Below are 13,015 nucleotides of genomic sequence, written 5' to 3' on the forward strand. Positions count from 1 at the left end.
TTCTTTTTCTCTCAGCGCTCTTTGCGTCTCTGTGGTTAAATAAATTGCTTTTAAACCACAAAGGCACAAAGACACAGAGATAAAGAGTAATGTATTGACTAAACACTTGGCTGAGATAAAAGAGAATCGAGTTGAGCTTTGGTATCTAGTTGATAAAGGTCATCACAACCGCCAATGTGTTGATTATTAATAAAAATTTGAGGTACTGTGCGTCTTCCATTAGCACGTTCTGCCATTGCGGCTCTAGCAGCCGTATCACCATCGATTTTATACTCTGTGAAATTTACACCCTTCCACCACAGCAATAGTTTGGCTCGGATGCAGTAAGGGCAAATTTGCCATGTGTAGATTTCAACATTAGCGTTGACGCGTTCTGGATGGCGACCAAAAAGGGGGTTGAGAAAGTCAAACATATTTTATTATCAGTTTTTGTGGATTATCTCTAGCCTAGATCATGAATCGAAAACGATGTTAAGACTACCAAAAACTAATCTTGATTGCTTATAGGAGTCGGTAGTTAGAAACTTACATAAATTAAATTACTCAATTTTTACATTCATTACGACTATCGGTTTTCTTCTTCCCGTGCTTCCCCTGCTCACTAAAGCGATTGATTATTTTTTTATTTGCAAGTCCCTTAGGAGCCACCGCAAAATGGTATTAGAGGTAACTTTTGTCAATTAATTCAGTTTAAATTCATCACTCTTAGCTCTTAACTCTTACAATAAGAATAGAATTTGTTGAGATTTGTATAGTTAGGGATTAGCTGTGATGGCTCCCGCCGTTTTAATTCAAAATCTGCAAAAGCATTATGGCACGGTGGTCGCCGTGAAGGATGTTTCCTTTCAAGTTGAACCAGGAGAAATCTTTGGTTTACTCGGCCCTAACGGTGCGGGAAAAACTACTACTCTGCGTGCTTTATGTACTCTCACCACACCGGATGCTGGCAAAATTGAAGTGTCTGGCATTTCTGTATTGGATAATCCTAAACTAGCCAGACAACGCTTAGGCTATGTAGCTCAGGAAGTGGCGATAGATAAGGTACTAACAGGACGAGAACTACTGCAATTGCAAGCAGCACTTTATCATCTGCCAAAAGCGATCGCCAAACAACGTGTTGACACGGTACTAAATTTACTCGGTTTGCAAGAATACGCCAATAAAAAGACTGGTAATTACTCTGGCGGTTTACGCAAACGCCTAGATTTAGCTGCGGGTTTACTCCATGCCCCAGATGTGCTGGTATTGGATGAGCCAACTGTAGGACTTGATATAGAAAGCCGTTTTGTAGTCTGGGATTTCCTGCGAAAACTACGAGAGTCCGGCACAACGGTAGTAATTACCAGCCATTATTTAGAAGAGATTGATGCCTTAGCCAACCGCGTGGCAATTATTGATCGCGGCGTTGTGATTGCAGTTGGCACACCTTCGCAATTAAAAGATCAAGTAGGAGGCGATCGCATCACTTTGCGAATCCGCGAGTTTTCTCCTAGTGAAGAAGCCGAAAAAGCCAAAGATCTCTTGCAAGCTTTACCGTTTGTGCAAGAAGTAATCATCAACAACGCTCAAGGTAACTCCCTCAACTTGGTGGTGACACCTCAAAATGATGCCTTGAGTACCATCCAGCAAGCGTTGAACGCTGCCAACTTACCCATTTTTGGCATCGCTCAATCCCGCCCTAGCCTGGATGATGTTTACCTCGCCGCTACAGGACGCACCTTAATGGATGCCGAATTGGCAGCAGTCGCCACCCGCGATTCCAAAGCCGAAAAGAAGCAAAATATGAGATGAAAAAGGAGCTAGAGGCTAGGGGCTAGGGACTAGACAATAAATTAGGGATAGAGAATAAAGTTTAAAAATCAACTTAATCTCTAGCCCCTAGCCCCTAATCCCTAGCCCATAGCCCCTAATCCCTAGTTTCTAATCCCAATCATTATGAGCGTTACTCCTAAATCTGATTTAAATTGGCAGCAATTAGCATCACCCCAAGTAGATGCTAATGTTGCACCCAATTTTTTTGGTGAATTAGTCCAAGAGACACTGGCTTTAACTCGGCGTTTGTTTATTCAATTGCAACGCCGTCCCTCGACATTAGTTGCGGGAATTATTCAGCCTGTGATGTGGTTGGTATTATTTGGGGCTTTATTCCAAAATGCGCCCAAAGGTTTATTTGGTAGTACAACAAACTACGGTCAGTTTTTAGCTGCTGGTGTAATTGTGTTTACAGCTTTTGCTGGGGCGCTAAATGCTGGTTTGCCAGTGATGTTTGACCGCGAATTTGGCTTTTTAAATCGTTTGCTAGTAGCTCCTTTAGCATCGAGGTTTTCAATTGTCTTTGCCTCGGCAATCTTTATTATTAGTCAAAGTTTGTTGCAAGCAGCTGTGATTGTCGCCGCCGCCGCATTTTTAGGGGCTGGGCTGCCGGATGTAACCGGGTTAGGTGCGATCGCTTTAATTGTCTTTCTCTTAGCTTTGGGTGTAACTGCTATCTCTTTGGGCTTGGCTTTTGCCCTACCTGGACATATTGAGCTAATTGCAGTAATTTTTGTCACTAATTTGCCGCTATTGTTTGCTAGTACTGCTTTGGCTCCTTTATCCTTCATGCCCCAGTGGTTACAAGTTGTGGCTACTCTCAATCCCCTTAGCTATGCAATTGAACCAATTCGCTATCTTTATCTTCATAGCAATTGGGGATTAAATAGTGTGGTGATGCAGGCTTTTTGGGGTGATGTTACCTTTGGCGGAGCATTGCTGGTATTATTGGGCTTTGCTGTTGTCGCCTTGCTAAGTATTCAACCCCAATTGCGACGCACTCTTGCTTAAAATAAAACAGAATAATTGTAGGTATAAAAAATGAAAAAACCATTTTTCGCATTTTCTAGGCTTGTTGTTGCAGGAATTGGCTTTGGTTCACTACTTATTGCTCAACCTAGCTTGGCTCAACTCAACCAAGTGGACACTTTTCCCGGTAGTAGTACAACAGACCAAAATACTGATCCCTTCTACAGCCCTTCAGGTAATTTAAATATGTTCGATGTGATTCATCGGGCTAACTTTGGCAATTTTAACTGGAATCCTGAACAACAAAATCAACAACTTAATTCAGCCGCAGAACAGTTTAAAGCCGAGCAAAACAGACGACTTCAAAACCAACAGCAGCAAGAAGGTCAGGTAGTTCCGAGTTTACCAGCAGTTACGCTTCCACAAGCTACACCTCAACCACAAAACTAAGTGAATATTAAATTAGTGAACAGTGAACAGTGAAAACTGATAACTGTTCACTGTTAAAAGCCTCACTCCAAAATCAAGTGAAGTGAGGCGGATATGAAACAATTCCTGAAGTTATACCAACTACATACCCAGTGCGGCTAATATATCGCTGGCGTGGGTGGTTGTGTTGACATTGGCATCAACATGAGTGATTTTGCCATTAGGGTCAATTACGTAAGTGACACGCTTGGCATAACCACCGCCATCGACATCGTAAGCTTTAATCATGGTTTTATCTTGATCAGCCAGTAGAGGAAAATTCAGATTATATTTTTGGGTGAATGCTTGATGGGAAACTTCATCATCGGCGCTGACTCCCAACACCACAACATCTTTACCTTGATAATTAGATTGGGCATCCCGGAAGCTACAAGCTTGTTTGGTGCAGCCTGGAGTGTCATCTTTGGGGTAAAAATACAAAACAACTGTCTTCCCAGCAAAATCAGATAAAGAGACGGTATTGCCGTTAGTATCTTTGACGGTAAATGCAGGTGCATCCGTACCAACTGCTAGAGGCATAATGAACCTTTCCTGTTTCAGATTATTGATGACTTTGAAATCTTACAATAATTCATAATCATTAAATGATTTAGCAAAAAAAACAGCATAAATACATATTAGAAAATATACAAAAACTTAAGTAGCTAGTTCTAAAATATACTCTTTAAAAATAATCTTTATTAAAAAACGTCTCAAGTACATGCCTAATATCGATTCCCCAAACCAGAAAATATTTTTCTATTCCCCTAGCACAGTCAAAAGAGCCGAACGATCGCTGTTTTGTTCTCCCTTTAATTTAAGATTGTTTCAAGCAATGCGTCATCAGAGTGTGTCATTGGGTGCGATCGCCTCAGAAAATGGTGTCAAGCATGGCTATACTAACCGCCCCTTGTCAGAATTAGCAGCTGATAACGATTTAAACTGGTTAATTCAAGTAGGTGTTCTCCGCCGAGAAGTTGATGGCCAAGGAATTACAGATAGTTTTCGCCTCACTCCTTTAGGTCATCAGTTAGTGGAACAACACCAAGAAAAAAATTGGTCTACTCCCTCATGGAGCGATCGCCTATATAATGCGATGATTCGTTGGTTTAGACTACCTTTTTAGAATCAAGCACCAAAGAGTTAGGATTGGGGAACCAAAGGGAACAATATTACTACGGAAGCATCAAACTCCTTGATGAAATCTTTACCAGAGGCGGCAGTCAGCCCACTTCTTCGAGAGTGGCAGGAATAGCCGTCCGTTGTCAGTAATCAGTAGTAAAAACAACTGACCACTGGCTACTGACACAAAATCCCAATTTTGAAAACCTGATACTGACTATGAAATCAATTATGGTAGTGGGAACAACATCCCACGCAGGGAAATCACTGATAACTACAGCTATTTGTCGAATCTTGTCACGGCGTGGTTGGCGGGTGGCTCCCTTTAAAGGTCAAAATATGGCTTTAAATGCTTATGTTACTGCTAATGGGGGAGAAATGGGCTATGCTCAGGCAGTACAAGCTTGGGCCGCAGGAGTCGTTCCTTGGGTAGAAATGAATCCAATTTTACTCAAACCCCAAGGAGACATGACCTCTCAAGTAATTATCAAAGGTAGGCCTGTAGGCAAAGTTAATGCCGCAGATTACTACGAGCAATATTTTGAGATGGGTTGGCGGACAATTGAAGAATCGCTACAGCATTTAAGTACAGAATTTGACTTGCTGGTTTGTGAAGGCGCTGGTAGTCCAGCAGAGATTAACCTCAAGCACCGCGACTTGACAAACATGCGAGTGGCAAAGTATTTAAATGCACCAACTATATTAGTAGTTGATATTGACAGGGGTGGCGCTTTTGCCCATGTAGTTGGCACTTTGGAGTTACTAGAACCAGACGAACGTCAACTGATTAAAGGCATTGTAATTAATAAGTTTCGAGGACAGCGATCGCTCTTGGAACCAGGCATAAAATGGCTAGAAGACCGTATTGGTATTCCTGTTGTAGGTGTAATCCCTTATTTCCAAGAAACATTCTCCGCAGAAGACTCCCTTGATTTATTGGAACGTAACTCACTCAAAACTCAAGCTGACCTGAATATCGCCGTCATCCGCTTACCGAGAATTGCTAACTTTACCGACTTTGATCCACTAGAATCAGAACCTACAGTTTCTGTGAAATATCTAAGTCCCAAGCAAGATTTAGGACACCCCGATGCAGTAATTATTCCAGGTACAAAAACCACAGTTGCTGATTTGTTATTACTACAAAGAAGTGGTATGGCCGAAGCAATACAAAATTATGCCGCCTCTGGTGGCACGGTTTTAGGTATTTGTGGCGGCTACCAAATGCTGGGACAAATGATCGCTGATCCAGAGGGAGTCGAGGGACAAGCAGGTAGATTTCAAGGATTGAATCTTTTACCAATTAGAACTGTGATTACAGGACAAAAAATTGCTCGTCAGCGCCAAGTTACCTCAAATTATCCACAGATGGGTTTGCCAGTCAATGGTTTTGAAATTCATCAAGGGCGATCGCGCGTAGAACAGCAAGGTGATAGCAAAGCTTTTCAATCCTTATTTGATGATGTTAACTTAGGCTTGGTGGATAGCTGTCAATCAGTTTGGGGTAGTTATTTGCACGGACTGTTTGATAATGGCCCTTGGCGACGCGCTTGGTTAAATCGCTTGCGTCAACAGCGGGGTTTAAAATCTTTGCCGACTGGTGTTGCTAACTATCGGGAACAGCGAGAGCAAATTTTAGACTCCCTCGCCACCGAAGTTGAAAACTATTTAGATTTAACACCCTTTTTGCCTTAGTAAAACATTTCATTAACTTCTAGCAAATTAAAGTTTGCATAAATCTGTATGCCTTTGCGCTGACTATGCATTTAACAACGCTACAATTTTACGCAAAGCTGTACTTAGCTAGGCAAATTATTTCATGAATGTTCGCGTCCGCTTTTTGCCAGATGATGTCACCGTTGATGCCAAAGTGGGAGAAGCCCTGTTAGAAGTAGCAGATCGAGCTGGAGTGTTTATTCCTACAGGCTGTCTCATGGGATCTTGTCATGCTTGTACTGTGGAACTTGAAGACGGTGATGTCATCCGCGCTTGCATAACAGCAGTACCACCCCAAAAAGAATTGACAATAAATCTTTTTAGTGATCCAACTTGGTAATTTTTCAATAGACACACTTTTGAGAATGGCGATCGCACCTTTGAGAAAAATCAATGCCCAAGAAAATCCGGGAGTTGAAGCAAATGCTTCGCCAAAGTGGTTTTACAGAACTCCCAGGCAAAGGAAGTCATACTAACGAGGAAGTCGAAGGGAAAAAACAGGATAAGTAATCTTAAATACCAGATGGTTATTCAATGGTCAGAAGAAGACAATTGCTTCTTGGTAGGCTTCCCAGATTTTCCCGGACAACGCTGGCGAACTCATGGGGATACTTACGAATTGGCAGTAACTAACGGCATTGAAGCTTTAGAATCTTTAATTATTGCTTATGAAGCTGCGGGCGATGCACTTCCAGAGCCAACAGTGTGTAACGCCGCATAGTTTCAGTTTTTTTATGTCTAATAGCTAAGATAGTTAAACAACTGCCTTAGCTATTAGATTTAACATTCAAAGCGTATTCTTTAAACCTTTCCAAATCAGCCATCAAAGTCGATTCCACCACCCGTCCTAAAAACAAGTTATCCATGAGTTTGCCCAGAAACCCAGGGATAGCATAAGAAATAGTCATTTTGACAATACTACTACCGTGGCGATCATAAAAGCGAATCGCTCCTTGATTCGGCAACCCATCAATCGATTCCCATTGAATAATTTGATTAGGAATAACTTTGAGGATGCGAGATTTCCAAGTAAAATCCCAACCGCCAGTACTAAGTTTCCAAAGAGAAATTTCTGGATTATCTGGTGGAATCTTCACTGAATCAATCCACTTCATCCAGCGGGGCATTTGCTCCAAGTCAGACCAGAGGCTCCATACTAACTCTATAGGAGCTTCTACTTCTACCTGCACACTATGCTCTAACCAGTCTGCCATTTTATTTTAGATTTGAGATTGTATGGATCAAAGATCGCATAAATACTACTGTTTAACATTCTCTAAGATGACTTTTGCTGCACGCCGTCCTGAAATTGTTGCTCCTTCCATGCTATCAATGTAGTCTTGCTGAGTATAACTACCTGCTAGAAAGAAATTAGGCAGTGGCGTTTTTTGGTTAGGACGGTATATATCCATTCCCGGTGCTTCCCGGTAGAGAGACTGAGCTAATTTCACCACGTTGTACCAAGTCATATTCAGTTCCCGCGACGAGGGAAACAGTTCATGCACTTGCTTAAGGACATGCTGGGCGATCGCTTCATTGCTTTGTTTAATAAATGGATCTCCTGGTGTCAATACCAGTTGCAACAAAGATCCTTGTCCTTGGCGATAAAAATCACTAGGGCTAGTCAAAGCCAGATCGGCAAAACAAGAGAAGTCCGCATCAGCTGTATATAGCAAATTATCTATTCCTACAGCCTGATTTAATTGTTTGCGTTTCTCTGCATCTTGCAGTTCTGTCACCCAACCATCAAATCTCAGCTGTACTGTGGCCACTGGAACTGCATCCAGCTTGTAAATATTGTCAAATTCTGACCACTTGCGCCATTCTTGCGGTAAAATGCGCTGTATTCCTGGGACATCACAGGCACAGACGTAAGCATCAGCAGTGATAATTTCTGTTGCATCACCTTTGGCCACTGCTAAACCAGTCACGCGCGTTTGCTCATCTGAATCTGTAAACTGAATTTCTCGCACTTGCCGACGGGTGTAAATTTTAGTGTCCCGTGCTTCCAAATATTCCAAGATGGGCTGATGTAAATATTCATTGGGGGAGCCTTCCAGCATCCGCAGTATGGAAGCTTCAGTTCTAACTGCAAATAACTGGAAGATTGTTAGCATACAACGGGCAGACATATTGTTGCAATCAATAAACCCTAAGGCATAAGCAATGGGGTTCCACATCCGTTTGATGCTACCTTCACTACCACCATGACTGCGGAACCAATCGGCAAAGCTAATTTTATCTAAATCGCGGATGGTTCTCATTGCGCCATTGAAGTCTACCAACCCTCGAACTATGGGGCTAGTACCCAAGGCGATCGCATTTTGGATTTTATCTTGTAAAGAAAGTTGAGAAGTAGTAAAAAATGCCTTTAAGCCGTTAAAAGGCGCTCCTGTGAAGAAGCGGAAATCTAAAGCACCAGTGCGCCCCCCTTTGTTGATAAAGGTGTGGGTATGTTCCTTAAGGCGTAAATTTGACAATGCCCCCACTTTATCCATCAAGTCAAACAGTTGGTAGTAGCACCCAAAAAATACGTGCAACCCCATTTCAACGTGGTTGCCATCTCCATCAATCCAACTGCCGACTTTACCACCTACAAATGGACGGGATTCAAAGATCTGAACTTCACAGCCAGCATCAGCTAAATCTACAGCGGTTGCTAGTCCAGCTAATCCCGCCCCCATAATTGCAACACGCATTCCGTCTTTCCTTTTCAGTTTCTTTACAGATTGTAACTGGGTTAGTGTCGGAATTTGCTACTGATTATCAAGTATACCAATATTGTAGGCAAATGTTCAAAAGTGGTATGTTTTATGGTAATAAATTTGCTTTTATATCTCCTTGCAATTCTGATGACTGAATAGGCTAATGACTAACAAATTTGTACTTTGATATACAAAGTTTAGTCAGTAAAGGTAGACTAAAAAAACATATTTTTAGTATTTCTTAGTTGCAAAAGCCATAATCTGAAATGCTGTACAAACACCTTCTTATCTATCTCCTTCTTTATTGTCATCTGATACAGGTAATCCTCTAATTAGTTCGCGAATTACATCAGTTGCAGGTCTACCTGTTTGCTGGCAGTATTTATCCAGTTTTTCTGCTTCCTGTGTTGCTAAATTCACAGTTATACGTTTTACGGCCCATTTTTTGTTAGTCATTATCATGCTATCTGCTGTATATCAACACCATCAAAAAACAATTAACTCAACATTAAGACGATAAGATTATCAGAGTTCGTGTCAAAAACACAAGTAATGAGACTGATACTAAAGATGCCTAATTTGTCAAATTGTTCATCATTTTTCCAGGAAATACAAGAAAGGGATTGCTGTTGTAATAGGAAAAATATTTAACTTTTGGTAATTAAAGATATCGACCTCCATATTGTGACTATATAAAGTCTGTTAATAAAATTCTCTAGAAATACAAAAATAGTCTTATCTTGTTCATCTTGTTCATCTAGCTAATATATGCAACTGAAAATTTTAGAAGATCATAAGTTGACAGTATGAGGTTAAAGTTTAGTGATTTGTTTTTGCATCTGTAATATTTACCGAGTGCATAAATGAGTAACAGCTTGTTTATGTAGATTGCAACAGGTATTTGTTTAATTTAGATCACTTTCATCTACTAGCATTGTGATCAAATGTGCTGCTACTAATCTTAGTAATCAAATTTCTATATTGATTGTTTTTGACATATTGTTATGAAAGATAAGATTGTTTTCTTTGAGAAACGCTATAAAATTTAAAATTCAAAGTAAATTTGTTGTTTTTTCAAGGTGATTCACTAAGAATTTTTCTAAGTAGTGTTTCTCTCATTTCTGAACAAAGATCTTACTTTGTCTAGAATTAGTAGACTAAAAATTAGCCAAAAATGATTTTCATAAGTCTCCTGTTATAGTTTTTTTAAGGAATCTTCGGTCTAAATTTTCCTGCGTAAAGCCATTATAGCCACGATTTACAGGCTTTAATTAATCTTTATCTAAAGACTAATTTTATGTAATATTTTTCTTTATAAGAAAAACATGAAGAATCAAGTTGTTTATCTAAAGTTTTTGTTAATATTGTTGAAAGACAAAAAGATAAATACTGAAAAAAGGTAATATATTACAGTTAGTTAAACAGCAATAAAGATCAATAGTTATTTGCCAGTTTTTTATGAGGTATTTTATTATTTTTAATTGGTTTAGTTTAACCAAAAATTATAAGTCAATTCTAGAAATATACTTACTTCATGAATTTTCAGTAAATTAATTGTGTTACAAAAGCAATGCATAGACATGAACAAAATTGTCTATGCAGATGGTGATAAGTAGGTCGATGTCAACACTGATCGGTTGGGATAGAGCAGGGTGCAGCACTTCAGCTTACTTCAACTATGGTTCCTGAACAAAGTCGAAGGACGCTCAGTACAAGTCGCTCAGTGACTAAGAGCAGGGGAAAAAGAGTTTGAGCCTTATTTACTTTTATTCACATAGTTTGATTTTATTTCACCGACTTACGTACTGAAAGACTACTTGGTTTGAGTAAAGTTTTATGCTAATTAAATTTGAGGCATGAGTTGGAGAGTACCAATACCTAAGTCTTTGGGTGAAAGCGATCGCGTTTCAAACAGAGCCATCATATCTCGTGGTTGGGGATTTCCCCGGGAAGCTCCCGTTAGTCCTTTAGCTATAATCAAGCCACAATATCCTTTGGTATTTTTACACCGCCGATTCCATTTTTTGCGGGCTTCTATATGAATTGGATCGTCATCTAAAAATTCGCCGAACAGAAACAACTCGTCATTTTGAGTTTGCAATAAACCGAGATCGTAGCGATCGCCGTCAAAAGGGTTAGCACCTGGATTAAAGCAAATTGCTTTGAGTCCGCCAGCTGCTTGAATATTTTCAATTACAGTTTTAGCCTTAGGACGAGAAGTTTGAATTAAAATTACCGGTAGTCCGTCACCTGCTTGTTTGATTTCACAAACTTGATGAGATGAAATTCCTTTACGCAAGGACTCCAGCATTTCCCAAGTGACTACTCCCAAACTAAGAAAAGAGTCTTCTGGTATCAAATCATCGCGCAAGGAACGGAATGTCAAAGAGACATCCTCCCCAAATTCTGGCTCTTGAATCCCAAAACCTGCCATTTCTTCTAATTCTGCTGCCAGTTGTGGCATTGTCGAGACAGTTACAGACACTGATTTAGTGACTTCATGTAATTCAGGAGAAGAAATGCGATAGCGGCGGCTCAGACTAGGGAATGCTTCTTTGTAAAGCTGGCGACGATGATCGCGGATAAAACGGCAAAGACTTTCTAAAGCGACAAAGACAACCAGCGCCTCTTCATCATACAAAACAGACCTTAGTCCCTCTAAAGGATGGATATTGCCAAAGGTTGGCTCAATTTCTGCTAAAGGTAAATCTGCTAAATCATTGGTTTCATCTTCATCCTCATCGGCATCATCCGCATGTTCAAAAGTCAAAAATAGGCAATCTTGTTTGAGAAAAGCTTCTTCTAAACGTTCTTGAGATTCGTCATCTTGTAAAACTGCTGCTCGAAACCGCTTGAGAGAATCTTCTGAGCGATAAAACAAAATTCCATGCTCCATCCCCAGCATTCCCATCACCGAAGCATAAAGTGTACTAACATCCCACTTATTGATCTCTATTGACAAGATTTGATGTTCTTCCAAAAATTCCCAAGGAGCAGCTTGCCAAATAGCGAATGCTTTATCTTGCAAGACTTGCGCGTATTGTGGAGGTAAATCGGGAATTTGGCTATCGAGAATTTCGGCAAATCCGCGAAACAGTTCATCAATTAAAGGTAGTTCTGGTGCGTAGTCAATAACGATGTCCAAATCTTGCAGCACGCCACGCAGATAAAATTGAATCTCCCGATCTTTGACTACAATTTTTTGGGGTCTAGCGGGTTTGGCTGGACTGTGGGGATGTTCCATTGCTCGCATTAAGGTACGAACAATTGCTTCTGGGCCTGTTTCTGGAGCTACCACGTCCATTCCCCGAACAATACCCTGCGAACCATCCACCCAAAGAATACATTCGCCCTTTGCCTCTAAATCTGAATGCAACGTTTGTGACGACGACATTGGACGGCGATCGCCCTCCCATACAGAAGGAATTTGAGTTAGTTTTTTCAACCGACGACTGGTAGAGCGATTAAAACTTGTCATAGAGTAAGTTAATCAAAAGAAGCTATTTGGAAATAGAGTTTTGGAAATGACTAGCCTTGGATGTAATCTTCTTGGCTGCATCTGAAGAGTAGTTGCGACTCAGGCTTCTACAAGGCCGGAACTCTAAGAATACCGAATCTCTAAATACACCGAGTTTCTCAATTCTAGAATAAAAACCTTGGCCTGCTTTGAAGCAAGTGTTTACAATTTGGCAATTAGCAACATCAATTATCGCTAGAATGGATGTAAAAACCCCAAGAATACTTATTAGCATTCAGCCTAGATCCGGTAATCGTTAGACAACTTAAGGAGTTTAAAAAGCAAATGACACAAGTAACTCAGTCTCAACAACGCGGCATTCAGTTGAGCGAAGCAGCTTTAGGTCAAGTAAAATTCCTCCGGGACAAGCAAGGTACAGACTTATGTTTACGGGTAGGAGTTAGACAAGGTGGCTGTTCGGGGATGTCTTACATGATGGACTTTGAAGATGCCAGCAAGATCACCCCTGAAGATGAAGTTTTTGACTATGATGGCTTCAAAATTGTGAGCGATCGCAAAAGCTTACTCTATCTCTATGGCTTAATGCTTGATTATAACGATGCTATGATTGGCGGCGGCTTCCAGTTCACTAATCCCAATGCGTCTCAAACCTGCGGTTGTGGTAAGTCATTTGGAGTGTAATATTGTCAGTTGTTGGTTGTCAGTTGTCAGTTGCTATTGACTCTTCGGGTACTTTTCTTTTGTC

14 protein-coding genes and 1 pseudogene are annotated in these 13,015 nt (G+C 40.6%); 9 read left to right on the forward strand and 6 right to left on the reverse strand.

All coding sequences use genetic code 11. The features are described 5' to 3' along the window. Positions 1 to 98: 98 nt before the first annotated feature. On the reverse strand, positions 99 to 413 hold the full coding sequence (gene grxC / locus QI031_RS05505; protein WP_281484200.1) for a glutaredoxin 3: 315 nt from the start codon (positions 411 to 413) through the stop codon (positions 99 to 101). Positions 414 to 771: 358 nt separating this feature from the next. Here grxC and QI031_RS05510 point away from each other — a divergent pair, with 358 nt between their 5' ends. The 3 genes from QI031_RS05510 (at position 772) to QI031_RS05520 (ending at position 3,231) form a co-directional block, all read left to right on the forward strand. After that, positions 772 to 1,791 (forward strand): ABC transporter ATP-binding protein, encoded by a 1,020-nt coding sequence (locus tag QI031_RS05510; RefSeq protein WP_281484201.1) that lies wholly within the window; start codon positions 772 to 774, stop codon positions 1,789 to 1,791. Positions 1,792 to 1,935: 144 nt separating this feature from the next. Next, positions 1,936 to 2,823, forward strand: coding sequence for an ABC transporter permease (locus QI031_RS05515; protein WP_281484202.1), 888 nt, complete (start codon positions 1,936 to 1,938; stop codon positions 2,821 to 2,823). Between the two features lie 30 nt (positions 2,824 to 2,853). After that, positions 2,854 to 3,231 carry a hypothetical protein gene (locus tag QI031_RS05520; protein WP_281484203.1) on the forward strand — a complete coding sequence of 126 codons (378 nt, stop codon included), beginning with the start codon at positions 2,854 to 2,856 and terminating at the stop codon, positions 3,229 to 3,231. 120 nt (positions 3,232 to 3,351) lie between these two features. Here the strand turns inward: QI031_RS05520 and QI031_RS05525 are convergent, their stop codons facing one another. Beyond that, positions 3,352 to 3,789, reverse strand: a complete 438-nt coding sequence (locus tag QI031_RS05525; protein ID WP_281484204.1) for a peroxiredoxin — start codon at positions 3,787 to 3,789, stop codon at positions 3,352 to 3,354. Between the two features lie 181 nt (positions 3,790 to 3,970). Between QI031_RS05525 and QI031_RS05530 the strand changes: the two genes are divergently transcribed. The 5 genes and pseudogenes from QI031_RS05530 (at position 3,971) to QI031_RS05545 (ending at position 6,808) form a co-directional block, all read left to right on the forward strand. Next, on the forward strand, positions 3,971 to 4,375 hold the full coding sequence (locus QI031_RS05530; protein WP_281484205.1) for an Npun_F0494 family protein: 405 nt from the start codon (positions 3,971 to 3,973) through the stop codon (positions 4,373 to 4,375). Between the two features lie 215 nt (positions 4,376 to 4,590). Next, positions 4,591 to 6,066, forward strand: coding sequence for a cobyric acid synthase CobQ (gene cobQ / locus QI031_RS05535; RefSeq protein WP_281484206.1), 1,476 nt, complete (start codon positions 4,591 to 4,593; stop codon positions 6,064 to 6,066). A 124-nt stretch (positions 6,067 to 6,190) separates the two neighbouring features. Further along, positions 6,191 to 6,427: a 2Fe-2S iron-sulfur cluster-binding protein gene (locus tag QI031_RS05540; protein ID WP_281484207.1), complete on the forward strand. Its 237-nt coding sequence runs from the start codon at positions 6,191 to 6,193 to the stop codon at positions 6,425 to 6,427. 53 nt (positions 6,428 to 6,480) lie between these two features. Beyond that, positions 6,481 to 6,564 (forward strand): annotated as a pseudogene (locus tag QI031_RS31695) (type II toxin-antitoxin system HicA family toxin); the annotation flags it as partial. Positions 6,565 to 6,589: 25 nt separating this feature from the next. Then, positions 6,590 to 6,808, forward strand: a complete 219-nt coding sequence (locus QI031_RS05545; protein WP_281485940.1) for a type II toxin-antitoxin system HicB family antitoxin — start codon at positions 6,590 to 6,592, stop codon at positions 6,806 to 6,808. 46 nt (positions 6,809 to 6,854) lie between these two features. Here the strand turns inward: QI031_RS05545 and QI031_RS05550 are convergent, their stop codons facing one another. From QI031_RS05550 to QI031_RS05565, 4 genes are all read right to left on the reverse strand, one after another. Further along, positions 6,855 to 7,301 carry an SRPBCC family protein gene (locus tag QI031_RS05550; protein WP_281484208.1) on the reverse strand — a complete coding sequence of 149 codons (447 nt, stop codon included), beginning with the start codon at positions 7,299 to 7,301 and terminating at the stop codon, positions 6,855 to 6,857. A 45-nt stretch (positions 7,302 to 7,346) separates the two neighbouring features. Beyond that, the gene (zds, locus tag QI031_RS05555; protein ID WP_281484209.1) at positions 7,347 to 8,786 is read right to left on the reverse strand and encodes a 9,9'-di-cis-zeta-carotene desaturase; all 1,440 of its coding nucleotides are present in this window, start codon (positions 8,784 to 8,786) and stop codon (positions 7,347 to 7,349) included. Positions 8,787 to 9,077: 291 nt separating this feature from the next. Then, entirely contained in the window at positions 9,078 to 9,254 is a 177-nt protein-coding gene (locus QI031_RS05560; RefSeq protein ID WP_281484210.1) for a ribbon-helix-helix domain-containing protein, read from the reverse strand. A 1,381-nt stretch (positions 9,255 to 10,635) separates the two neighbouring features. Further along, positions 10,636 to 12,270 carry a DUF6930 domain-containing protein gene (locus QI031_RS05565; protein WP_281484211.1) on the reverse strand — a complete coding sequence of 545 codons (1,635 nt, stop codon included), beginning with the start codon at positions 12,268 to 12,270 and terminating at the stop codon, positions 10,636 to 10,638. 324 nt (positions 12,271 to 12,594) lie between these two features. Here QI031_RS05565 and QI031_RS05570 point away from each other — a divergent pair, with 324 nt between their 5' ends. Then, the gene (locus QI031_RS05570; protein WP_281484212.1) at positions 12,595 to 12,951 is read left to right on the forward strand and encodes a HesB/IscA family protein; all 357 of its coding nucleotides are present in this window, start codon (positions 12,595 to 12,597) and stop codon (positions 12,949 to 12,951) included. The last annotated feature ends 64 nt before the right edge of the window (positions 12,952 to 13,015 follow it).

This window comes from Halotia branconii CENA392 (assembly GCF_029953635.1).
GTDB classification, from domain to species: domain Bacteria; phylum Cyanobacteriota; class Cyanobacteriia; order Cyanobacteriales; family Nostocaceae; genus Halotia; species Halotia branconii.